Consider the following 23595-nt stretch of genomic DNA (forward strand, 5'->3'; position numbering starts at 1 on the left):
ACCTCAGGCAGTCAGCGATGCATGCCACTGTGAATAGGGCGTGTTGCCGACCTTGTGCCGGTTCAAGTCCGGTGCTCCGTCATCCCACCATACCGGGCCGCGTTCGCCCAGCGCGACCTTGGCCGTCTGCACGTTTGCCCTCGCAACCTTCAACGCGACCGAATCACCCGAGGCCTTGGCGGCTTTCACTTCGCGCCTCGCGGCCATCAATTGGTTGACCAGCTCCTGCCTGACGTCGTCAGGCAATGACGGGTTGCTGCACCGCCACAACGTGCCCTTGACCACGAAGTAGCGACCGTCCGGTGTGCTCGGATACACCTGTGCGCTCACTTCAAACCGATGCGTTTACGCATCTGGGCCGTGATGGTTTGTCGGGTTCCCGGCAGATCGGCCCACGGGTCGGTGTCCAGTTCGCCCAGGCGCTCATGCAGATTACGCACGGTCCACTGGTTGGCGCCCTTGAGGTCTTTCAACTCCTCCTTGAAGATCGGCACCGACACCGGCAAGCCCTCACGGCTGCGCGCTGCGTAAGCGCAGATGGTGGTGGCGCCCAGGCCATTGCGCAGGTAGTCGATGAAAATCCGCCCCACCCGGTTTTTCGGCCCGGAGACCGCCGAGAACCGGTCCGGCAGCAAGTTGGCAATATGCTTGACCACCGCGTGGCTGAAGCTTTTGACCGCATCCCAGTCCGCCTTCGGCGTCAGCGGCACGACAATGTGAATACCCTTGCCGCCGCTGGTCTTGAGAAAGGACTTGAGCCCCAGTTCGTCCAGTACCGTCAAGGTCAATTGAGTGGCCTCGATCATGCTTTTCCAGGGCAGTGCCGGGTCCGGGTCCAGGTCAAGAATGAAGCGGTCGGGTTTTTGCAGGTTTTTTGACACGGCATTCCAGGTGTGCAGCTCGAGGGTGTTCATCTGCACCGCGCCCACCAGTGCTTCGAGGTTGTTGATCAGCATCACCGGTTGGCCGGTTTCTTCCTTGCCGATGATCTCGAGGCCGGGAATCGCCAGGTGTTCTGCGTTTTTTTGAAAAAACAGCTCGCCATCAATGCCATCCGGCGCACGCACCAGGGCGACAGGCCGGTTGAGCAGCTGCGGCAGGATCCATTCGCTGACGCCGATGTAATAGTCCGCCAGGTCCCGTTTGGTCGTGCCGCTGGCGGGATCGATCACGCGTTGAGGGTGGGTGAGCCTGAGTGTGGTAGAACCGTTTTTGTCGGATGCAGTCTTGGTCATCGCCTTGGTCTTCCTGGCGGTTTTGGGTTTGACGGCGGGGGCAGGGCGCTCTTCGGTAATCGACTTGGCGGGCTTGTCGTTGCGCAGCCCGTGAAACACCGCCTGCCTGACGGAGCCGTCCCGGGTGATTTCGGCGAAGGCGACTTCCGCGAGCAGCGCGGGCTTGAGCCAGTGCACGCCCTTGGCCTCGAACCCCGTTGGCGGGTTGACCACCACGGGTTTCTTGACCTCAAGCGGGGTCAGTTGCGCGAAGAGCGCCGCCAATGTGGCCTGGTTGAAGCCGGTACCGACTTTGCCCGCGTAGCGCAGTTCGCCGCTGTCGTCATCATGCAACCCCAGCAACAGTGCGCCGAACTTGCTGCGCGAGCCCTTGGGTTCGGTATAACCGACGATGACGAACTCCTGGCGCCGCTTGCATTTGAGTTTGATCCAGTCGCCGCTGCGCCGTGACTGGTACGCACTGCCCACGCGCTTGCCGATCAGACCTTCCATGTGCATGTCGCAGGCGCTGTTGAGCAGTGCCTCGGGCGTTTCGGCGAAGTCCGCCGAATACTTGAGTACCTCGTCGTCGCTGCGCTCCAGCACCTTGGCCAGGGCGCCTCGACGTTGCTCCAGCGGCACCTTGCGCAGGTCCATGCCGTTGAGAAAGGGCAGGTCGAACAGGTAGTAAACGATGTTGCCGCTGCGCGCCTGCTCGAACGCATTTTGCAAGGCCTGGAAATCCGGCACGCCCTGTTCATTGGCCACCACCACTTCGCCATCGAGCCAGGCAGACGTCAGGCCAAGGCTGGCAATCGCTTCGGCCTGGCGCGGCAGCTTATGCGTCCAGTCGTTGCCGTTGCGCGTGAATAATTGCACCTTGGCGTCTTCCACCCGAGCCAGGATGCGGTAGCCGTCGAACTTGATTTCATAGCGCCAGTCACCCTCAGGCGCAGAATCCACCAACGTGGCCAGTTCAGGCTTGAGGCTTTGCGGCAGCGCGGACGCAACGGCATTCTCCAGCTTTTTTGCGCGTGTGGGCCTGGCGCGCTTGGCGGGGTCCTTGTCGACGGGTCTGGCCTGCGCCGCCTTGGGCTTTTTCGGCACGATGGTGCGCTCGCTGAGCACACTGTGGGGCTCGGCATCGACCACGTCGTAATCGCTTTCGGGGCGAGCGAATTCGTCCTGATGCTTGATCAGAAACCATTGCTCCTGCTTGCCCGGCATATGCGTCTTGACCAGGTTCCACACGCCACCCAGCTTTTCGCCCTGCAGCTCGAATTTGAGGCGGCCTTTGGCGTAGGCTTGCGCCGGGTCAGACAGCGGCTTCCAGATGCCGCGGTCCCACACGATGACGTCGCCAGCGCCGTAATGGCCCTCGGGAATACTGCCTTCAAAGGTCGCATAGTCCAGCGGGTGATCTTCGACGTGCACGGCCAGGCGCTTGTTTTTCGGGTCCAGCGAGGGGCCCTTGGGCACGGCCCAGCTTTTGAGGGTGCCGTCGAGTTCGAGGCGAAAGTCGTAATGCAGGCGGCTAGCGTCGTGCTTTTGAATGCAGAACTGCAGGGCGTTCGGTTCCATGTGTTTCTTGCCCCTGGATGCGCTGCCTGCGGGCTCCGAGGTCGCGTCAAAATCACGTTTGTGGTGGTACTGCTCCAGGGCTTTGTTCGTCTGCGGCTTTTTCTTTGCGCGGCTTTTGCGCGATGACAGCTCGATCCAGGTGGGCGCATGATCACTGGCGTGTTCCTCGCCGCGCACCCAGGCGTCCACACCGGCGTTTTTGAGATACGGGGCGAGTACCGGGTTGAGCAACAGATGGTCGATACGCAGGCCGGAATTTTTTTGCCAGTGTTGCCGGAAGTAATCCCAGAACGTGTAGACCCGCTCCTCGGGATACAGGTGGCGCACCGAGTCGATCCAGCCCTGGTCCAGCAACCGTTGATAGCACTCGCGGCTCTGCGGCTGGAGCAGGGCATCCTTGAGCCATGAACGGGTGTTGTAGATATCGAAGTCGGTGGGCACCACGTTGAAATCCCCCGCCAGCACCACCGGGTGTTCGCTCGATTGCAGCGTGCGGGCATGCTTGATCAGGTGCTCGAACCACTTGAGCTTGTACTCGAACTTGGGGCCCGGCTGCGGGTTGCCGTTGGGCAGGTACAGGCAACCGACCACCATGCCATGCACCGCGGCTTCGAGGTAGCGCGACTGCGAGTCGTCCTCCGCGCCGGGCAAGCCTTTGTGGATCAGCAGCGGTTCGGCGTCGCGGGCGAGAATCGCCACGCCATTCCACGCGGCCTGCCCATGGTGCAGGCAACCATAGCCGGCCGCCTCCAGTTCGGCAGCGGGGAAGGCTTTGTCCTGAGCCTTGAGTTCCTGCAGGCAGACAATGTCCGGCCGCTCTTTCTTCAGCCACTGCAACAGGTTAGGCAACCGCGCGCCGATGCCGTTGACGTTGAATGTGGCGATTCTGAGGTTCTGCATGGCCTCGATCCTTCAATGTTCTCGGTGCTTTCTTATCCGAGTGGTGAAGAACGGAGCGAGTTCTAAATTTGTTGCAGGGCAGGGCACCCCGCATCCCGGTTGAACTGCCAGCGGCTTGGGCTGCCGAAACACAGACCACCCAGAGGACACTGCGATGACTGAAGAAAAGAAGAAGCAACCGGAACAGGAACAGCAGACACCCGCGCATTCCACCGAGCAGGAGCGTGAGCGTTTGAAGGACTTCAACAAGGACGGCATTCCGCCAGGGGCCTGCTGACCTGTACCTGTGCTATCGGTTTTTTATGTGAAGGTATTTATATCGATACCCTCGGTGGCCAACGCCCGTTGCACGGCAGGCCTTTCGATAATTGACTGAATACGTTGAGTCCAGCGGGGGAAATGCAGGCTCATGTCTATATCGAGCCACTTTCCCCACATCCAGAAAACCAGCAGCACTGGATGAACAATGTTGTAAGCCGCGCCATCAGCGCGCGCTGCAAGGCGCTGCTCGATAAACCGGTAGCTTTCCATCACAGTGCTGCGGCCTTTTTCAATGACCGCAGGAAATAAACGTTTATCGTCGACAAACCGTTGCGGCCGCCAGACTTGGCCATACCCAAGGCCGTGCACGGTTCCTGATAACCAATTCAGCCACTCCAGAGTTCGTGCCGACTCATCTGGCGTGTCCGCGATAAAGCGCGCCGGTGAAGACTGGTTTGCCAGATAGAACAAAATCGCAGGCAGTTCGGTTAGCACGCCCGTTTGTTCACCTATGGAACCGTCCAGGCAGAGCAGAGCGGGTACTCGGCCTTTCGGGTTGATATTCAAATATTGCGCAGTGTGTGTGCCGATGCCTTTCACTGCCGAGCGCAACTGCAGCTCGAACGGCACGCCCAGTTCCTCAAGAAGAATATGGGCCGCAAGTGAGCAGGCACCGGGTGAGTAATAGAGAAGGTACATACAGGCCTCGTAAACGCGTGTGGGTGGCTTTTATTGATGCGGTCAATACCGTTCAGATTGTGAGAAATGACCAGGTCCGACAACCACCTATTGCCTCTTGTGGCGAGCGGGCTTGCCCCGCGTTGGGCTGCGCAGCAGCCCCAAAACCCGTCACCGCGCAGTGCCTGAGACAGCGCATTCATCTTTATCGGGGCTGCTGCGCAGCCCAACGCGGGGCAAGCCCGCTCGCCACAAAAGCCCTGGCGGCCGATGTTCGACACCAAAGTCGACATCATCGTCGCGTTTCTTGCAACCGGTTCACTTCAGCAGACGCTAAAGCCCGGCCCATCGTCGTCGATAAAGTCTATGAGCCCCACCAATCAAGGACTGATGAAATGACTCCTCCCGTTAGCGCCGCCTATACCCCGCCAGCCAACACCAGCCTCATGCCTTCCGGCCAGACGCTCGTGGTGCAGCCACTGACAGACGCTGCAAAAGAAGCGCTGGCAACCGCCTCCCCGGCGGCCGTCTACCATCCCAGTCCGAGTGGACCAGCAGGCACCACGGCGAAGCCCCCTGAGGTTTTCGACACCTGGATCGGTCGCTCCCAATCGCGGGAATTCCCTCGACTCGTTGAGATCGCCTCCGGGGCGCTGAGCACGCTGAAGGCGTCCTTCAAGGTGTTCGAGTCGACGCTGGCGGTCACCGCTCCCGACCTGGCCGCAAAAGAGTATGGCTTCACCGTGGAGGCGGACGGCAGCCTGAAAGTGCGCGATACGGCCAGCCAGCTCAGCCGCACGGATACCCGGCGGCTGACGGAACTGCTCAATCAATCCCTCGCTTTGAAAACCGCAGCCGTGGCCTACCGCAACGCCGCCATCGACACGGTGGACGCCGATTCGGTGCAAGCAGGCCTGGGCTTTTACAGCCTGACCAACGAAAACTTCGCCAGGACCATTGATCTGGCGCCGCTGTTAAGGCAGTTCGATCCATCGGATTTGAAAAGGATCGAGGACCGGCTTTTTATCACCCAACTGTCCTACAGAGGCGAGCGGGCGACAGCCGAGACGGAGGATGCAATGTACGAGCGGCGCGCGGCGCAGCGGTTCAGCGTGCAGGTTTGATCCCCGCGAGCCCGCACACTGATCCCCCCAAAGCAATCGTTAACTGGCAGAATCCCCCCAACTTGATTGCTTTGGAGACCACCATGCTTCGTGCGTTTGAACGAAGGCTCGACCCATTCCCCCCTGATGAAGTCCCCCCGCCACCGGACGGTCTGGCGCGCTTTTTGTGGGCCTGCACCCGCGGCGCGCGTGGCTATATTCTGGCGTTTGCGCTGCTGAGCGCCGCTGTGTCGATCTACGAAGCCTGGCTGTTTTCCTTCCTCGGCCAGGTCGTTGATCTGCTGTCGACCTGGCAGGCCGGCGGTGATGCGGCCGCGCAGGAAAGTCGTGTGCTGTGGGGCATGGGCATCGTGATGGTGCTGAGTGTCGGCCTGGTGGCGTTGCGCACGATGGTGCAGCACCAGATTTTGGCGATCAACCTGCCGTTGCGGCTGCGTTGGGACTTCCACCGGTTGATGCTGCGGCAAAGCCTTTCGTTCTTTTCCGATGAGTTTTCCGGGCGGGTCACCACCAAGGTGATGCAGACGGCGCTGGCGGTGCGCGACGTGCTGTTCACCCTGATCGAAATCCTGCCCGGCATCGGCGTGTATTTCATCGCGATCATCGCGCTGGCCGGCGGCTTCGCGCTCAAGCTGATGCTGCCGTTTATTGCCTGGATCCTGTTGTTCGGGCTGGCCATGCTCTACTTCGTGCCCCGTCTGGGCAAAGTGGGGCAGGAGCAGGCCAACGCCCGCTCGTCGATGACCGGCCGTATTTCCGACGCTTACACCAACATCACCACCGTGAAGCTGTTCTCCCATTCCAACCGCGAGGCGCACTTCGCGCGTGCGGCCATGGAAGATTTCAAGCAGACCGGTTTTCGCCAGATGCGCCTGGTGAGCCAGTTCGAGATTGTCAACCAGGCCCTGGTGGTGGCCTTGATCATGGCCGCTGGAGGCTATGCGCTGTGGCTCTGGCACCAGGGCGAGATCGGCGCGGGCGCCGTGGCCGCGATCACCGCCATGGCGTTGCGCATCAATGGCATGTCCCACTGGATCATGTGGCAGATGACCTCGCTGTTCGAGAGCATCGGCACCGTGCAGGATGGCATGGGCACCCTCACTCGCGGCGCCAAGGTGCAGGACGCGCAGGACGCGGGTGAGCTGGTCACCTCCGGCGGCGCCGTCACCTTCGACAACGTGAGTTTCAACTACAACGGCGAGCGCCAGGTGCTCGATGGCCTGAGCCTGGACATTCGCCCGGGCGAAAAAATCGGCCTGGTCGGACGCTCCGGCGCCGGCAAGTCCACGCTGATCAACCTGCTGCTGCGCTTTTATGACGTCGACAGCGGGGAGATCCGCATTGACGGGCAAAACATCGCGCAGGTGACCCAGGACAGCCTGCGCAGCGCCATCGGCATGGTCACCCAGGATACGTCGCTGCTGCACCGCTCCATTCGCGACAACATCGCCTACGGTCGTCCCGATGCGAGCGACGCGCAAATCCGCATGGCGGCGGCCAATGCCCAGGCCGATGAGTTCATCAGCCGATTGAGTGACCGCCAGGGCCACACCGGCTACGACACGCTCGTTGGCGAGCGTGGCATCAAGTTGTCCGGCGGCCAGCGCCAGCGCGTCGCGATTGCCCGGGTGATGCTCAAGAACGCGCCGATCCTGCTGCTTGACGAGGCGACCAGCGCGCTGGACTCGGAAGTCGAAGTGGCCATCCAGGAAAGCCTCGATGAAATGATGCAGGGCAAGACCGTGATCGCCATCGCCCATCGGCTGTCGACGATTGCCGCCATGGATCGACTGATCGTCATGGATGACGGGCGCATCCTCGAACAGGGCACCCACTCCGAGCTGCTCGCGAAGAACGGCATCTATGCGCGGCTGTGGCACCACCAGAGTGGTGGTTTTTTGGGCGAGGATCGCGGCGTGGCCGAGGTGATGGAATAAAACCGGGAAGGGCAAACCGACTCGCTGCGGGCGAGTCGGGATCACGCAATGGCGGGCACCTGACCGCTGTCAGTAAACCTGCGGGATGACGATTTCCGGCGGCGTGGGGCTGCGCAGGTAATCCTCTTGCCTGACGCGCTCGGGCAGCTCGATCATTGGCACTTCGACTTCTTCATAGGGCATCTGCTTGAGCAAATGGTGGATGCAGTTGAGCCTGGCCTTTTTCTTGTTGTCCGCCTGCACCACCCACCAGGGCGCTTCAGGGATATGGGTGCGTTCCAGCATGATTTCCTTGGCCTTGGTATAGGCCTCCCAGCGCCGGCGGGATTCCAGGTCCATAGGGCTCAGTTTCCATTGTTTGAGCGGATCGTGAATGCGGCTGAGAAAGCGCAGGTGCTGTTCCTGATCGGAAATCGAGAACCAGTATTTGATCAACTGGATACCGGAACGCGCGAGCATGCGTTCGAACTCCGGCACGGTGCGAAAGAACTCTTCGTACTGCGCCTCGTTGCAAAACCCCATGACCTGCTCGACGCCGGCGCGGTTGTACCAACTGCGATCGAACAGCACGATTTCGCCCGCCGCCGGCAGGTGTGAGACGTAGCGCTGGAAGTACCACTGCGTACGTTCGCGGTCGTTCGGCGCGGGCAGGGCGGCAACTCGGCAGACCCTCGGGTTGAGCCGCTGCGTGATGCGTTTGATGACGCCGCCCTTGCCGGCGGCATCGCGGCCTTCGAACAGGATCACCACCTTGGCGCCGGTCTTGACCACCCAGCTTTGCAGTTTCACCAGCTCGCCCTGCAGGCGGAACAGTTCGCTGAAATAAACCCTGCGTTCGGCCTTTTCGGGGCTTTCCTCGATGTGCTCATCCAGCAGTGCATTGAGGTCGTGGCCGTCTTCGGTCAATTCCAGTTCCAGCTCTTCGTCACTGTGATCGAGCAACTCACGGCGGATGCGCTGGATCAAGGCGTCGTCTGTTGCAGACATGGGAGACACTCGCGTGGGGGAGGAGGATCGAGTGTTAGTCGCATCTTGTTACGAAGTAATGACACGAAAATAAGCGTTTGACGCTGCAAAAAGGGACAAAAAGCCGCCTGCCATTCATTTTTCATAAAAACGTAACAAAGCTGCTGCAAAGTCCCGGGAGCCCGAAAATACAACACGGAGTTCCTTGAATGAAAAGCTTGATGAAGTCAGCTGCACTCGCCGTCGCGGTCTCGCTAAGTGCCACTTCGGTGTTTGCTGCCGAAAGCATCCGCCTGACTGGTTCCGGTGCCAGTTTCCCGGCGCCGATCTATCTCACCTGGTTCAAGGATTTCAGCAAGAAAAGCGCGGGCGTGACAGTGGACTACCAATCCAAGGGGAGCGGGGCGGGCGTACAGGATTTCCTCAACAAAACCGTGGACTTCGCCGCCAGTGACTCGGCCATGAAGGACGAAGACATCGCCAAGGTCGCCGAAGGTGTGCAATTGCTGCCGATGACCGCCGGCGAAATCGTGCTGGCCTATAACCTGCCGGGCAACCCCAAAGGTCTGAAGCTGCCACGCGATGTGTACTCCGACATCTTCCTGGGCAAGATCACCAAATGGAACGATCCCAAGATCGTCGCCGCCAACCCGGACCTGAAACTCAGCGATACGCCGATCACCGTGGTGGTACGTGCGGACTCCAGCGGCACCACCGCCGTGTTCACCAAGCACCTGGCGGCCATCAACCCTGCGTTCAAGGACGCGTTGGGTGAAGGCAACACCGTCAACTGGCCGGCCACCGACAAGTTCATCAAGTCGCCCAAGAACGATGGCGTGACCGCCACCGTACGTCAGACCCCGGGCGCGATTGGCTACATCGAATACGGCTTCGCCAAACTGGCCAAGGTCGACTTCGCCCAGTTGCAGAACAAGGCCGGCCACTACGTGGTGCCGAACGCCGAAAGCGGTGCAGAAGCACTGGCCGCAGTAAAAATGCCGGAAAGCCTGGTGGCCTGGCTGCCGGACCCGGATGGCGCCAAGTCCTACCCGATCACTTCCTACACCTGGATGATCTTCCGCAAGGACAACGGCAACCCGGCCAAAGCCAAGGCCATGCGTGAAATGGTTGAGTACAGCCTCACCGAAGGGCAGAAAATCGCTGACTCGATGGGCTACATCCCGCTGCCGGCTTCGGTGGTTGAACAGGTTCGCAAAGCTTCAGCCAACATCCAGTAAGGCTTGCCAGCTCCCTCCCGGCGCAGGCACTGCGCCGGGAGCGCGTCCTCCCTGTTTCGGAAGCAACCCATGAACTCACCTTTTGTCGTACCGGTTAACCCGGACTCTGCGTGTCAGCCACCGTCCACCAAGGATTTCGTGGTTGACCGCACCTTCCGCGCGCTTGCACGCATCGGCGTGGTGCTGGTGCTGGCGCTGGTTTTCGCGCTGGTGTTCGAAGTAGGACGCAAGGCGCTTCCCGGCATGGAAAAGCACGGCTTTGACGTGCTGCTGGGCAGCGTCTGGGATGTCAATCAGGGCAAATACGGTATTTTGCCGGCGATCTGGGGCACGCTGTACAGCGCCTTCATCGCGTTGCTGATTGCCGGCGTGTTCGGCGTCAGCATGGCAATCTTTCTCACCCAGGATTTCCTCCCGGCCAAACTGGCTGCGGTGTTTCGTACCATCGTCGAACTGCTCGCGGCCATTCCCAGCGTGGTGTATGGCCTGTGGGGCATCTACGTGGTCATCCCGGCCATCCGGCCGCTGACCGCATGGCTGAACACGGAGCTTGGCTGGATTCCTTTTTTCGGCACCTCCTTGAGCGGTCCGGGCCTGCTCCCGGCCGCGCTGGTGCTGGCCATCATGATCCTGCCGACCATTGCCGCCGTGTCCCAGGACGCGCTCACCGGCGTGCCGATGAAAACCAAACAGGCGGCCTACGGCATGGGCACCACGCACTGGGAAGCGATTCTCAAGGTGATGGTGCCGTCGGCGGCCACCGGTATCTTCGGCTCGCTGGTGCTGGGCCTGGGCCGCGCTCTGGGTGAAACCATGGCCCTGGCGATGCTGGTGGGCAACGCGAACAATATTTCACTGTCGCTGTTCGCCCCGGCCAACACCCTGGCGGCCTTGCTGGCGCTGAACTTTCCCGAAGCCGGGCCGAACGAGATTGAGGTGTTGATGTACGCAGCGCTGGTGCTGATGTTCATCACGCTGCTGGTCAACGTGGCAGGCTCGATGCTCATGCTCTACGCCCAACGGGGGACCAGGCAATGACCAACCTCACCACACCCGACATCGCGCTGCCCAGCCTGCAGCGCCGCTTCGAAGGCCGCGCCCTGCGCAGCCTGGTGTTGACCACGCTGGTCTGGCTGGGCGCGTTGCTGGCCAGCGTGCCGCTGATCTCCGTGCTGTATATGCTGATTACCCGGGGCGGGGCGCGCCTGAGCCTTGAACTGTTCACCGAGCTGCCGCCCACCGGCTTCGAGACCGGCGGCGGTTTCGGCAACGCCATGGCCGGCACCCTGGTGATGGTCGGTATCGCGGCGGCCATCGCCGTGCCGGTCGGCATCCTCGCGGCGGTGTTCCTCGCCGAGCTGGGGCCCGACAGCAAGTTGGCGAGCGCGGCGCGCTTTGCTGCCAAAATGCTCACCGGCCTGCCGTCGATCCTGGCCGGCGTGTTTGCCTACGCCCTGGTGGTGATGACCACTGGCACCTACTCAGCCCCGGCAGGGGGCGTGGCGCTGGCCGTGCTGATGTTGCCGATCGTGGTGCTGACGGCCGAAGAGTCGATGAGAATGGTGCCCAAGATCATGAAGGACGCCGCGTACGGCATGGGCTGCACCCGTTCCCAGGTGATCTGGAAAATCGTTCTGCCCACCGGCATGCCGGCGATCCTCACCGGTGTGATGCTGGCCGTGGCGCGCGCCGCGGGCGAAACCGCGCCCCTGTTGTTTACCGCGCTGTTCAGCAACTACTGGATCTACCACGACGGCAACCTGGCCGTCATGAACCCGACAGCCTCGTTGGCCGTGCTGATCTACAACTTTTCCGGCATGCCCTTCGACAACCAGCTCGAACTCGCCTGGGCGGCCTCGCTGGTGCTGGTGATGATCGTGCTGGTGGTGAATATCGTGAGCCGGATTTTCGGCAAACCCAAGTATTAAGAGCGGGAGCACCTGAATTTTGAACGTATCAACTGCGCAAATTGCTGCTCCGTTTGTGACCGACTCGCCTGTGGTCATGGACTGCAAGCTGGACAAGATTTTCTACGGCAACTTCATGGCGGTGCGTGACAGCCACGTGCCGATCGAAAAAAACAAGATCACCGGCTTCATCGGGCCGTCCGGCTGCGGCAAAAGCACCGTGCTGCGCAGCCTCAACCGCATGAATGACCTGGTCAAGGGCTTTCGCTTCGAGGGCCATGTGCATTTTCTCGGCCAGGACGTCTATGGCAAGGGCGTCGACCCGGTGGTGGTGCGTCGCTACATCGGCATGGTGTTCCAGCAGCCGAACCCGTTCTCGATGAGCATCTTCGACAACGTCGCCTTCGGCCTTCGTTTGAACCGCTACAAGGGCGACCTGGGCGACCGCGTCAAGCATGCGCTGCAGGGCGCGGCGCTGTGGGACGAGGTCAAGGACAAGCTCAAGGTCAGCGGCCTGTCGCTCTCCGGCGGCCAGCAGCAACGGCTGTGCATCGCCCGCGCCATCGCCACCGAACCTGAAGTGCTGCTGCTGGACGAACCGTGCTCGGCCCTCGACCCGATTGCCACCCGCCGCGTGGAGGAACTGATGGTCGAGCTGAAGAAGGACTACACCATCGCGCTGGTGACCCACAACATGCAGCAGGCAATCCGTGTTGCGGACACCACCGCGTTTTTCTCGGTGGATATTTCCCAGGGCACGCGCACCGGCTATCTGGTGGAGATGGGCGCCACCGCGCAGATCTTCGGCACACCCCGTGAGCAAATGACCGAAGACTACATCAGCGGCAAGTTCAGCTGAGCATCTGCGCCTCATCAACACCGCATACCTGCATACGCCAAATGGAATTGGCGGGCATTCGGTAGATTTTCCTGCCTCGCGTCTCCAAGGAGTTTCAATGTCTGCAACGCATCGCCTGGATTTATCGGCCATTGAGCGCGCACTGCGTGAAGTGCAGGATCGCTTCGCCGAACTGAGCCGGCACTTCACCGAGCCGCGCGACCCCCTGACTGACGAAGTGCTGCACAATGTGCTTGAAGGCTATGCGTTGATTGACGACTATGTCGCACGCGGCGTCGACCTGTTCGATCTGCACCAACTGAACCTGATGCTGGAGATCAACGCCGTGGTGCTGTGCGGCAAGGACCCGGCGCGCCGGCTGGAATACGCGCAGCACCTGGCGGCGACCGAGGAACACTTCTTCAACAACGTTGAAGGCGGGATCAAGGACCTGTTCAATTGGTATTGTGCGTATCGCAGCGAGTCGGTCTGGAAGCGTGCGGCCGGTGTCTATGTGCGCATTCTCAGCAAGCCGCAGCTGTTCATTGAAGGCAACAACCGCAGCGGTTCGCTTATTGTCAGCTATTTGCTCATGCGCGCAGGGCTACCGCCCTTCGTGCTGACGCTGGAGAACGCCGAGGGCTATTTCAATCCGTCCTCGGTGATCCGCAACTCTGCAAAACATGGAGTCAAGGCGTTGTACGAATTGCCCAAGATCAAGAAAAAATACGCCGCTTTCCTGGAACACCAGGCGCCTGCACCAGGCAAGTTTTTCCTGGGCGAGGGCCCCCGGCCGCTGCATCAGGGAGGTCACTGATGCGCACCTTTCCACGCATGCGTATTTCCTTCGATATCGACGACACCCTGGCCTGCCAGGCTCATCACTGTGCGGCGGAAACCAGCCGACTGCCGGCCTGCGTGCATCGATGGCTGGGCGAGCCGCTGCGGATGGGCACCCGTGCGCTGATCCGCGAGTTGCGTCGCCAGGGCTGCAGTGTCTGGGTCTATACCTCGTCCGGCCGCACGCCTTCCTACATTCGCCGCTGGCTGTTGCTCTACGGCATCCATGTCGACGGTGTGGTCAACAGTGCGTTGCACAACCGCGCCCTGGCGGTGCGCGGCCTGTCGAATACACCGTCGAAGTACCCGCCGGCATTCGATATCGACCTGCATGTCGATGACTCCGAAGGTGTGCGCATTGAGGGCGAGGATCACGGGTTTCGCGTGGTCGTGGTTGACCCGCAGGATGCCCGCTGGGCGCACAAGGTTCTGCACGCCGCTGCCCAGGTGCACGGGCAGCTCGTCTGGCAGCAGTTGATCAGACACCCGCAGCGCGGCCGCCAGCGCATCCGCTCACTTGTATAAAATCGCCTGATGAATGTCCTGCAGCGCCATGATGCGTTGCGCGGCATTGAGTTTGATCGCCTCCTTGGGCATGCCGAACACCACGCAACTGGCCTCGTCCTGAGCCACCGTGGCGGCGCCGGCGTCGAGCATTTCCTTCAAGCCCCGCGCGCCGTCGTCGCCCATGCCGGTCATGATGATGCCGGTGGCGTTCTTGCCGGCAAACCGCGCCACCGAGCGAAACAGCACATCCACTGACGGGCGATGGCGGTTGACCAGCGGGCCGTCGATCACCTGCGCGTGGTAGTAGGCGCCGCTGCGGGTCACCATCAGGTGCTTGCCACCGGGGGCGATCAGCGCCAGGCCCGGCAGGATGCGGTCGTTGTTGCGTGCCTCGCGCACTTCGATCTGGCACACACTGTTGAGCCGTTCGGCAAAGGACGCGGTGAATTTTTCCGGCATGTGCTGCACGATCACCATCCCCGGGCACACCCTCGGCAGCGCCGTCAGCACGGCCTCCAGCGCCTGGGTGCCGCCAGTGGAGGTGCCGATGGCAACGATGCGTTCGGTAGTCTGGGCCATGGCATGGCCATTGGCGGCGGGCAGGATCGCGTCGGCGCTGAGCTTGCTGGGCGGAGCGGGCGCGGCGGCTGGCCTGACGGCGCGTTTGCCGAGGTTCTTGACGTTGGAGTTGGCCGCCGCGCGGATCGCCGCCACCAGTTCGGCGGCCGAGTCGATCAGGAAGTTCTTCAGCCCGGTGGTGGGCTTGGTGATGATTTCCACGGCGCCGGCCGACAGCGCCTGCAACGAGGTTTCCGCGCCTTTCTGGGTCAGCGAGGAGCAGATCACCACCGGCGTCGGGCGCTCGCTCATGATTTTGCGCAGAAACGTGATGCCGTCCATGCGCGGCATTTCCACGTCCAGCACGATGACGTCCGGCCATTCGCGGGCGAGCTTGTCCATGGCGAAAATCGGGTCGGACGCCGCGCCCATCACATGGATGTCCGGCGTGTCGTTGAGGATCGCCAGCAGCACCTGACGCACCACGGCCGAGTCATCGACCAGCAGCACGCTGATTTTTTTGGTAGGCATTTATTGGAGTGTTCCCATTGGTTGGTGCCGGACCCAGACGTTGCCGTTCCACAGGTCGAACACAATCGTGCGATAGCCGGTGCTGCCCATGTCCTGCGCGGTCAGGCGCAGGTGATGGCGCTCGGTCAGGGCCAGCGCTGCGCGGATGTTCAGGCTGGCCACGTCCTGCTCCGGCAGGCGGCGCTGCTGTTCGGGGAACATCTCGCCGCCGCCGAACAGCTTGACCTGATAGTCCTGCGCCCGCGTGCCGTTGACGTGGGCATGACGCAGCAGCAGCTCAAGCGCCTCGTCGCCGTACTTGCCGTCCAGCGGCTGGCCCTTGCGCAGGCGCGCCGGCAGCATGAAATGGCACATGCCGCCGATGCGCCGTTGCGGGTGCCAGAAGGTGAACGCCACGCAGGAGCCGAGCAGGGTGCGCAGGCGCATTGGCCGCGTCGCAAAGCTCACCTGGCCTGGCGCCAACACCACGTCGGGCGCATCGACGGGCTTTTTCATGGCTTGCAGTAAATCGACGGCGCCACCAGTTTCAACGTGTCGTTGACGCCGTTGAGGCTTTCCGAGTGGCTGATGATGAAATGCCCGCCAGGCCTGAGCAGCGGCAACAGGCGCGCGACCACCTGGCTCTTGGTCTGCTGATCGAAATAGATCATCACGTTGCGCAGGAAGATCACGTCGAACTCGCCCAGGCCGGGCAGCGGCTCGTTGAGGTTGACCTGCACGAAATTGACCCGGCTGCGCAAACGCTTGTCGATCAGGAAGGTGCCCTCCTGGCGCCCGATGCCCTTGAGGCAGTATTTGCTCAACAGCGGCTGGGGCAGGGTGCCCGCGCGCTCCATCGCGTAATGCCCGCTGCGTGCCTTGGCCAGCACCTGGGTGCTGATGTCCGAGCCGATCACTTCCCACGGCGTGGTGCCCAGGCCTTCGGCCAGGGTCATCGCCAGGCTGTAGGGTTCTTCGCCGGAGGAACTGGCCGCGCTCCACACGCGAAACAGCTTGCCCGGCGCTGCTCTGGGCAGCACCTGCTGGCGCAGAAAATCAAAATGCTTGGGCTCACGGAAAAAATAGGTTTCGTTGGTGGTGAGCAAATCCAGCGCGACCTGCAGTTCGCCCTTGCGCTGGTCGCTCATGATCAGCTTGAAGTACTCCCCATAGCTCTCCAGCTCGTAATGCTTGAGGCGTTTGAACAGGCGTCCGGCCACCAGCGCCTTTTTTGCCGGCGACAGGTTGATGCCGGCCGCGCGGTACAGCCAGGACTGGAACTGACCGAACTCGCGGTCATCAAGCGACGAGGTATCTGGCATGACCGGGCCTCAACGCGCGTCGGCATCGAGTGCCGGCGCCTGGCCAGCCTCGGCGAGGCTGGACATCTCGTCGATGGACAGCACCTTGTCCACCTCCAGCACGATCACGAACTTGCCTTCGACCTTGGCCATGCCGCTGATGAAATCGGCGCGAATACGCGCGCCGAAGCTGGGCGGAGGCTCGATTTGCGCGGCCGGGATTTCCTGCACCGCCGACACAGTGTCCACCAGCAGCCCGATGTCCTGGGGCTGACCGTCTTCGGTACGGGCCTCAATGATGACCACGCAGGAGCGCCGGGTGATGGCCGAGTTCTGCCGGCCAAAGCGCGCCGACAGGTCCACCACCGGCACCACGGCGCCGCGCAGGTTGATCACGCCACGCACGAACGCGGGCATCATCGGCACCACCGTCAGGCTGCCGTATTCGATAATTTCCTTGATGCCCAGAATGCCGATGGCGAACATCTCGCCGCCGAGCATGAAGGTCAGGTATTGCGCATCCTCGTCGACCGCAACCGCGGTATGACGGGAAGGGGTTACTGCGCCCATGTGATTCTCCCTGTGAGCCCGTAGCGTCGCGTGCGATCAGAAACGGGTGAATTCCGATTCGTCGGGGGCACTGGCCATGTTGTAGGCAAATGCCTTGCGCGGTGCCGGCGCGGCCTGGCGCGGCGGCTGGCGGTTGGTCTTGTTGCCGGTGTGCACCGCGCTGTTTTGCACCGTGGCCCTGGGCGACGCATCGAGCACGAAGAAGCTCATGGCCTGTTGCAGCTGTTCGGCCTGGCTGCTCATTTCTTCGGCGGTGGCGGCCAGCTCCTCGCTGCTCGAGGCGTTCTGCTGCGTCACCTGGTTGAGCTGGGTCATCGCCGTGTTGATCTGCGCGACGCCGGCGGCCTGCTCCTCGGAGGCGGCGCTGATTTCCTGCACCAGGTCGGAGGTCTTGTTGATCGACGGCACCATTTCGCCGAGCAGCTTGCCGGCGGTTTCGGCCATCTCCACGCTGCTGGAGGACAACTCGCCGATTTCCTGCGCGGCCACCTGGCTGCGTTCCGCCAGCTTGCGCACTTCGGCGGCCACCACCGCGAAGCCCTTGCCATGCTCGCCGGCCCGGGCCGCCTCGATGGCCGCGTTAAGGGCCAGCAGGTTGGTCTGGTAGGCGATGTCATCGATGATGCTGATGCGCTGGGCGATTTTCTTCATCGCCACCACGGTCTGCTGCACCGATTCACCGCCTTCGGTGGCTTCCTTGGCAGCCTTGCTGGCCATGCCGTCGGTGACCTTGGCGTTCTCGGTGTTCTGGTTGATGCTGGCACTCATCTGCTCCACCGACGCGCTGGTTTCCTCGACGCTGGCGGCCTGCTCGCTGGTGGCCTGGCTCATCGATTGCGCGGTGGCGCTGACCTGTTCCGAGGCGCTGGCGAGGTTATCGGCGGCGTTGCGCACTTCGCCGATGATATGCGCCAGTTTGCCGACCATGTTGCGCATGGCATTGAGCACCATGCCGGTTTCATCCTTGGCGCCGGGTTCGATCTGCGCGTTGAGGTTGCCATCGGCCAGTTGTTCGGCGGCAGTCGCTGCCTGTCGCAACGGGCGCGAGATGATCCGCGCGATGAACAGCGCCAGGCCCAGGCCAATCAGCAGCGCCGCGACCAATGCAGCAATGATCGACAGGCGCGCGCTTTCATACAACGCCGTGCCTTTGTCACCCGCGACCGTGGCGCCGGTGTCATTGAGCTCGACCATTTTTTGCAGGTTGGTGACTGCCTCTTCAAAGCGCAGCTTGGACTCGCCCTTGAGCAGTGCCCGCGCCGCTGTTTCCTGGTTCTGCCGGGACAGCTCCAGCAATTGCTTGCTGCTGGCCAGGTAAGCATCCCAACTGGTGTTCACGCTGTTGAAAAACTGACGATCCTCATCGCTGACGATCAGCTTTTCGTAGGTGCCCATACGGGTTTCGAGTTGCTGGTTCGCTTCGGCGGCCTCTCGTTCCATCTGTGCCTTTTCCTCGGCGGTCTCGGCGCTGAGATGGCGGTATTCCTTCAAACGATAGTTGGCGGCATAAAAACGCATGCCGGCCGCTGCGCGCACCGATGGCAACCAGTTGCTCTTGATGTCCTGAGCGGCCTGATTGACGGCACCCAGCTGCATGATGGCGAAAACGCCCATGCCCGCCGTCAGCGCGAGGACCAGCAGGAACGAGCTGATCAGCTTGGTGGAAATTTTTAGATCGTAGAACCATTTCATCGGGGGCAACCTCCATGGAATTGCAAATACATCAGCGAACAACGACCGAGGGCGACTGAGGCGCCTGGGCCGTACGGGCTTCCAGTTGTACGATTTGGCTGAGCAGGGCGGGCACGTCCAGAATCAACGCCACGGCACCGCTGCCCAGGATGGTTGAGCCGCTGATGCCGCGCAGTGCGCCAAACAGCTTGCCCAGGGGTTTGATCACGGTCTGGAACTCGCCCAGCAGGTCGTCCACCACCAGCCCGGCCTTGTGCTCGGCGTAACGCACCACCACCACATTCTGGCGCCGCGCCGGCGGGCCTTCGTGGCTGAAGTGCTCACGCAGGTCCACCAGCGGCAACACCTCGCCGCGCAGGTCCAGATAACCCTGGTCGCGGCTCGACTGGCGCTGGTGTTCGTCCAGCTCGATGCATTCCTGCACCATGTCCAGTGGAATCACGTAGGTGGACTGATCGATCCCGACCAGAAAACCGTTGATGATCGCCAGGGTCAGCGGCAGGCGAATACGCACCACCGTGCCCTGGCCGGGGCGACTGTCCAGATCGACGGTGCCGCGCAGCAACGTAATGTTGCGCTTGACCACGTCCATGCCGACGCCACGACCGGACAGGTTGGTGACCGCCTCGGCGGTGGAAAACCCGGCCTCGAAGATCAGGTTGTAAATCTCCTGATCGGTGAGTTGCGCGCCGCTGGCGACCAGCCCGCGCTCCTGGGCTTTTTCGAGGATGCGCTCGCGGTTGAGCCCGGCACCGTCGTCGGCGATTTCGATGACGATGCTGCCGGAGTCGTGGTAGGCATTCAGGCTCAGGTGGCCCTTGCTCGGTTTGCCCGCCGCGCGCCGCGCTGCGGCATTTTCGATGCCGTGGTCCATGGCATTGCGCAGCAGGTGCATCAGCGGGTCGCCGATCTTTTCCACCACCGTTTTGTCCAGTTCGGTTTCCGCGCCACTGATGAGCAGGTCGATGTCCTTGCCCAGTTCCTGGCTGACGTCGCGCACCACGCGGCGAAAGCGGTTGAAGGTATCGCCGATGGGGATCATGCGCAGGTGCAGGGCGCCATCGAGGATCTCTTCCACCAGCCCGGATACAGTGGACGTGGCTTCCTGCAACGGATCGTTGTTGCACGAACGCGCCAGCAGGCTGGCGCCGGCGCTGGCGATCACCAGTTCGCCGACCAGGTTGATCAGCTCATCGAGTTTGTCGGCGTTGACCCGCACATAGTTGCCATCGCGGGGTTTTGCCTCGCTGTTCGTCGCCACGCGCTGAGGGGCCGGCGCCAGGTGCTCCGGTTGCGCCACCAGTTCGGTGCCGCTGGGCGGTTCCTCAGCCGGTGTGTCGTCGATGGCGCTGATGTGCACGTCACAGTCGTCGCGCACGAAATCGAAGACTTCGTTGAGCGTGGCGTGGCTGGCCGCCGAACGCAGGTCGATCTCAAAGCCCAGGTAGCAGCTTTCCGCGTCCCAACTGTCCAGCGGCGGAAGGCGGTCGGTCAGGGTGGTGACCTGCAGTATCTGGCCCAGGGTGTCGAGGTAGCGCAGAAAGGACAGCGGGTCCATGCCGTTACGGAACACGTCCACGCCAAAACGCAGGGAAATGTGCCACAGCATCTCACCTTGCCCGCTGTTGACCACGGCAGTCATCGGCACGTCAGGCATCGCGGGCTCTGCGCCCTGATAGGCACTCAGCGCCTGGCGCAGCGCCGCTTCGCGCGCCAGCGCCGGTGCTTGCAGCGCTTCACCTCGGCTGGCCACCACGTCGATCAACTCAAGCATGTGATCGCCGGATTTGAGCAGCACCGCGATCAACGCGGCGTCGACTGCCACACTGGCATCGCGCAGTCGGTCGAGCACGTCTTCGACGATATGGGTAAAGCTCACGATCGGCTCCAGGCCGAACAGGCCGGCGGAGCCCTTGATGGTGTGTGCGGCGCGGAACACCGCGCCGATCGCATCCTGATCGCCAGGTTCGCTTTCCAGTTGCAGCAGGGATTGCTCCATGGCCTGCAACAGTTCGCGTGCTTCGACGATAAAAGTCTGTTGTGCCTGATCGAGGTTAATACTCACCTGGACACTCCTTGTTGTGCATTGAACGGAGAGGCGGGCGCTAGAAGGCGACGCCGCCACACAACGTGAAGGTTTGCTCGACCGCCTGGCTTTGGCCGGCGAGGCTCAGGGCCGTGCCGCGGTGCTCGGCTTCGCGGTGGAGCACCGCGAGCAATTGCAGGCCGGCGCCGTCCATCTCGGTGACCTGGGACAGGTCGAGCGCCAGGCGCGGCGCCGCGCCCAGTTGCGGCAGCAGCGCGGCGGCCAGCTCGGCCACGGTGTAGATCGTCAGTTCACCGTCGATGCCCACGCAGGTGGTGTCGTCAACGGTTTCGCAGGTAATCGGCATGGGAGGCCCTCCATGGCGCCAGTGGTCAGGGGAGGATCAGTTTGGACACCGCCGCCAGCATCTGCGCCGGCTGGAACGGCTTGACCACCCAGGCTTTGGCACCCGCCGCCTGGCCTTCGGCCTTTTTCGATTCCTGGGACTCGGTGGTCAGCATGATGATCGGCGTGAACTTGTAGTTGGCCAGCTTCTTGACCTCCTTGACGAAGGTGATGCCGTCCATGTTCGGCATGTTCACGTCACTGATGATCAAGTGGACCTTCTGCCCGGTGAGCTTGCCCAACGCATCCCGGCCGTCGCAGGCCTCGATCACGTCGTAACCGGCGCTTTTCAAGGCAATGCCGACCACCTGTCGCACGCTGCTGGAGTCGTCGACCACTAATACATTCTTCGCCATGGTGTGCTCCTTAAAAGAAGGTGATGTCTTGAGAATTCTGTGACGCGGCCGCTTCGCCATGGTGGGTGCGGCGTTGTTCGTCGGTGGCGTAGGTGGCCTCCATGCTCGCCAGCCATTGGCGCGCATCGACGACCAGCACCTGGTCCGGCGATTGACTGGCCTGCAACAGGTGTTCGTGCAGGGCGTGCATGTTGTCGCGCACGTGGCTGAGGATCTGGCTGACCCGGTCCTGGAACTGCAGGTTGACCAGCACCTCGGTCATCTCGTCGCGAATGCCGTAGCTTTCCTGCTTGAGCAGGTCGGCGGAGTCGGCCAGGCGCCCGGTGATGTTCTGGAAGCGCTCGAGCACCTGCTGGATGCTCTGCTCGGACGCGGCAACGGAGTGGCTGTCCTGGTCGGCGCTGCTGGAGGCTGCCTGCACCAGTTGGGTGATGGCGTTGTTAATGATGTCGACCTTGGCCGACATCTGCTGGCCGGTCTCGCTGGATTTGCTCGACAGACTGCGCACCGCATCGGCTACCACCGCAAAGCCGCGACCGGCTTCTCCGGCGCGTGCGGCCTCGATGGCGGCGTTGAGCGCCAGCAGGTTGGTCTGCGCGGCAATGGCCGCGACATCGGCGGCCATGGTGCGCAGTTCGCCGGTATAGGCCGTGAGGCTGCGCACCTGAGTCAGGGTCTGGTCACGGCTGGTTTGGGTGGCCTTGAGCGAATCGATGACCTGGCTCAACTCGCTGTCGCTGCTGGCCAGCTCCTTGAGCGCGCCGTCGGCGGCCTGCCCATCCAGCTCGCCAGCGGCGTGCTGCGAGGCCTGCACGGTGTCCTGCAAACGCGCGGAAATCCCGGTGAAGCGATTGGCCAGGCTCACAATGGCGTCTTCGGTCTGCTGCCGTGAACTCTCCACCTGCTTGGCCCAGATCGGCATGGCGCCGAGCAGGATCTCATCGAGTTGCGCGCGTGAGTCCACACCCTGCTGGCCGGTCTGCGCCGCTGAAGCGTCTGCCAGCGTTACAGCGCGTTGCACCGCGTCACCCTGGGCGCGTGCGCTCCACGCGCAGACAGCGAGGCTGATCAACAGCAGCACGGTGCAGGCCACAAGGTTGGCCGGGGTGGTGGACTGCGACAGTATCCAGATGACAGCGGGGATGACCGGGATGAAAGCGAACCAACGAAAACGCGGATGACCGGCAAGGGCAGTACGGCTGGGTTGACTCAGGGGCATGAGTTCGGTCCTTGAACAGCGTTGCGGATGTAAACGACATAGGGGTTATCTGCGCAGTGCGTCACAACTTTAGGCACCGCGTGTGCCTTCCGTCTGGTTTGTGAACGTGGTGTGACCGGTCAGTGTCGAAAAATTTCACTGTGGCGAGCGGGCTTGCCCCGCGTTGGGCTGCGCAGCAGACCCAAAACCATGCTCTGCATAGTGTCAGGTAGACCGAGAGATTCTTAATTGGGGGCGCTTCGCGCCCCAACGCGGGGCAAGCCCGCTCGCCACAACAAGCACGTTCGCCACAGCAAGCCCGCTTGCCACAATAAGTCAGCTCGCCGGAAATAAACGCTGTTGCTGCGCGCTACATTCGATTGATACTTCTGCCTTGTTCAAGTGTCCATTTGAATGTGCCGCACAATTATTCACTCTCCAGGAAATGCCCATGTCCAAGCTCGCCGAATTCCGCCAACTCGAAAAACATCTCGCTGAACAACTTCAAGCGCTGGAGAACTTAAAAGGCGATGCCGGCCTTAAGAAAGAAATTGAATTCGAAACCAAGCTTCGCGATTTGCTCGCCAAGTACAGCTACAGCCTCAAGGATGTGATCAACCTGCTGGATCCGCAAAGCAGCCGACGTGCTCCGGTGGCTGCGCCCAAGGCTGGCACACGCAAAGCCCGCCAAGTGAAGGTCTACAAGAATCCGCACACGGGGGAGACGATTGAAACCAAGGGTGGCAATCACAAAGGCTTGAAAGAGTGGAAAGCCGAACATGGCGCCGACACCGTCGAGTCCTGGCTGACCAAGTAATACTCAAGTGTGCCAAGGGGGCCTTCCGTAGGCCCCTTTTTTTCGGTTCTTCACGGAATCCCGGGAAAGACAGAAACAAGAACGCCGATTTGATTGATGATGTTCGTGCGAGCAAACACATCTACCAAACCGGCGTTCTTATGCACGATATTAATACTTTCCTTCCTTTTT

General features: G+C 61.8%; 22 protein-coding genes and 1 pseudogene. 10 read left to right on the plus strand and 13 right to left on the minus strand.

Going from position 1 to position 23595, the window contains the following annotated elements; genetic code table 11:
• Window positions 1–3 precede the first annotated feature (3 nt).
• Window positions 4–318, minus strand: coding sequence for a hypothetical protein (locus tag TU79_RS23755; RefSeq protein WP_057010272.1), 315 nt, complete (start codon window positions 316–318; stop codon window positions 4–6).
• Window positions 319–326: 8 nt separating this feature from the next.
• Window positions 327–3695, minus strand: a complete 3369-nt coding sequence (gene ligD / locus TU79_RS23760) for a DNA ligase D (protein WP_082638709.1) — start codon at window positions 3693–3695, stop codon at window positions 327–329.
• Window positions 3696–3849: 154 nt separating this feature from the next.
• Between ligD and TU79_RS26765 the strand changes: the two genes are divergently transcribed.
• The gene (locus TU79_RS26765) at window positions 3850–3972 is read left to right on the plus strand and encodes a hypothetical protein (protein WP_003230191.1); all 123 of its coding nucleotides are present in this window, start codon (window positions 3850–3852) and stop codon (window positions 3970–3972) included.
• Window positions 3973–3995: 23 nt separating this feature from the next.
• Here the strand turns inward: TU79_RS26765 and TU79_RS23765 are convergent, their stop codons facing one another.
• A complete protein-coding gene (locus tag TU79_RS23765; protein WP_069665399.1) occupies window positions 3996–4655 on the minus strand; it encodes a glutathione S-transferase family protein in 660 nt (219 codons plus the stop codon).
• 374 nt (window positions 4656–5029) lie between these two features.
• Here TU79_RS23765 and TU79_RS23770 point away from each other — a divergent pair, with 374 nt between their 5' ends.
• Complete coding sequence (locus TU79_RS23770; protein WP_057010273.1) at window positions 5030–5758, plus strand: hypothetical protein; 729 nt, start codon at window positions 5030–5032, stop codon at window positions 5756–5758.
• 83 nt (window positions 5759–5841) lie between these two features.
• Window positions 5842–7695: an ABC transporter ATP-binding protein gene (locus TU79_RS23775; RefSeq protein WP_057010274.1), complete on the plus strand. Its 1854-nt coding sequence runs from the start codon at window positions 5842–5844 to the stop codon at window positions 7693–7695.
• A gap of 69 nt (window positions 7696–7764) precedes the next feature.
• Here TU79_RS23775 and ppk2 read toward each other — a convergent pair whose 3' ends face one another.
• Window positions 7765–8682, minus strand: coding sequence for a polyphosphate kinase 2 (ppk2, locus tag TU79_RS23780; RefSeq protein WP_057010275.1), 918 nt, complete (start codon window positions 8680–8682; stop codon window positions 7765–7767).
• Between the two features lie 188 nt (window positions 8683–8870).
• Here ppk2 and pstS point away from each other — a divergent pair, with 188 nt between their 5' ends.
• From pstS to TU79_RS23810, 6 genes are all read left to right on the plus strand, one after another.
• On the plus strand, window positions 8871–9899 hold the full coding sequence (gene pstS, locus TU79_RS23785; RefSeq protein WP_057010276.1) for a phosphate ABC transporter substrate-binding protein PstS: 1029 nt from the start codon (window positions 8871–8873) through the stop codon (window positions 9897–9899).
• 69 nt (window positions 9900–9968) lie between these two features.
• On the plus strand, window positions 9969–10937 hold the full coding sequence (gene pstC / locus TU79_RS23790) for a phosphate ABC transporter permease subunit PstC (RefSeq protein WP_057010277.1): 969 nt from the start codon (window positions 9969–9971) through the stop codon (window positions 10935–10937).
• On the plus strand, window positions 10934–11827 hold the full coding sequence (gene pstA, locus TU79_RS23795; RefSeq protein WP_057010278.1) for a phosphate ABC transporter permease PstA: 894 nt from the start codon (window positions 10934–10936) through the stop codon (window positions 11825–11827). The genes pstC and pstA overlap by 4 nt, the downstream gene beginning before the upstream one ends.
• Before the next feature lie 76 nt (window positions 11828–11903).
• Window positions 11904–12665 carry a phosphate ABC transporter ATP-binding protein PstB gene (gene pstB, locus TU79_RS23800; protein ID WP_057010279.1) on the plus strand — a complete coding sequence of 254 codons (762 nt, stop codon included), beginning with the start codon at window positions 11904–11906 and terminating at the stop codon, window positions 12663–12665.
• Window positions 12666–12762: 97 nt separating this feature from the next.
• Window positions 12763–13461, plus strand: coding sequence for a hypothetical protein (locus tag TU79_RS23805; protein WP_057010280.1), 699 nt, complete (start codon window positions 12763–12765; stop codon window positions 13459–13461).
• Complete coding sequence (locus tag TU79_RS23810) at window positions 13461–14009, plus strand: hypothetical protein (RefSeq protein WP_057010281.1); 549 nt, start codon at window positions 13461–13463, stop codon at window positions 14007–14009. Before TU79_RS23805 ends, TU79_RS23810 begins: the two co-directional genes overlap by 1 nt.
• On the opposite strand, the gene TU79_RS23815 is transcribed toward TU79_RS23810, so the two are convergent.
• From TU79_RS23815 to TU79_RS23855, 9 genes and pseudogenes are all read right to left on the minus strand, one after another.
• Window positions 13998–15080, minus strand: coding sequence for a protein-glutamate methylesterase/protein-glutamine glutaminase (locus tag TU79_RS23815; RefSeq protein WP_057010282.1), 1083 nt, complete (start codon window positions 15078–15080; stop codon window positions 13998–14000). The genes TU79_RS23810 and TU79_RS23815 overlap by 12 nt on opposite strands.
• Window positions 15043–15575: pseudogene (cheD, locus tag TU79_RS23820) on the minus strand (chemoreceptor glutamine deamidase CheD). The gene TU79_RS23815 and the pseudogene cheD overlap by 38 nt, the downstream one beginning before the upstream one ends.
• Window positions 15572–16381, minus strand: coding sequence for a CheR family methyltransferase (locus TU79_RS23825; protein WP_057010284.1), 810 nt, complete (start codon window positions 16379–16381; stop codon window positions 15572–15574). The pseudogene cheD and the gene TU79_RS23825 overlap by 4 nt, the downstream one beginning before the upstream one ends.
• 9 nt (window positions 16382–16390) lie before the next feature.
• A complete protein-coding gene (locus TU79_RS23830) occupies window positions 16391–16930 on the minus strand; it encodes a chemotaxis protein CheW (RefSeq protein ID WP_057010285.1) in 540 nt (179 codons plus the stop codon).
• Between the two features lie 36 nt (window positions 16931–16966).
• On the minus strand, window positions 16967–18622 hold the full coding sequence (locus TU79_RS23835) for a methyl-accepting chemotaxis protein (RefSeq protein ID WP_057010286.1): 1656 nt from the start codon (window positions 18620–18622) through the stop codon (window positions 16967–16969).
• A 31-nt stretch (window positions 18623–18653) separates the two neighbouring features.
• Entirely contained in the window at window positions 18654–20687 is a 2034-nt protein-coding gene (locus tag TU79_RS23840; RefSeq protein WP_057010287.1) for a chemotaxis protein CheA, read from the minus strand.
• A 40-nt stretch (window positions 20688–20727) separates the two neighbouring features.
• Complete coding sequence (locus tag TU79_RS23845) at window positions 20728–21015, minus strand: STAS domain-containing protein (RefSeq protein WP_057010288.1); 288 nt, start codon at window positions 21013–21015, stop codon at window positions 20728–20730.
• A gap of 25 nt (window positions 21016–21040) precedes the next feature.
• Window positions 21041–21409, minus strand: coding sequence for a response regulator (locus tag TU79_RS23850; RefSeq protein WP_024076566.1), 369 nt, complete (start codon window positions 21407–21409; stop codon window positions 21041–21043).
• A gap of 10 nt (window positions 21410–21419) precedes the next feature.
• A complete protein-coding gene (locus TU79_RS23855; RefSeq protein WP_057010289.1) occupies window positions 21420–22628 on the minus strand; it encodes a methyl-accepting chemotaxis protein in 1209 nt (402 codons plus the stop codon).
• Between the two features lie 430 nt (window positions 22629–23058).
• On the opposite strand from TU79_RS23855, the gene TU79_RS23860 reads away from it, so the two are divergent.
• Complete coding sequence (locus TU79_RS23860; RefSeq protein WP_057010290.1) at window positions 23059–23424, plus strand: histone-like nucleoid-structuring protein, MvaT/MvaU family; 366 nt, start codon at window positions 23059–23061, stop codon at window positions 23422–23424.
• Window positions 23425–23595: the final 171 nt, after the last annotated feature.

Source organism: Pseudomonas trivialis (genome assembly GCF_001439805.1).
GTDB classification, from domain to species: Bacteria; Pseudomonadota; Gammaproteobacteria; order Pseudomonadales; family Pseudomonadaceae; genus Aquipseudomonas; species Aquipseudomonas trivialis.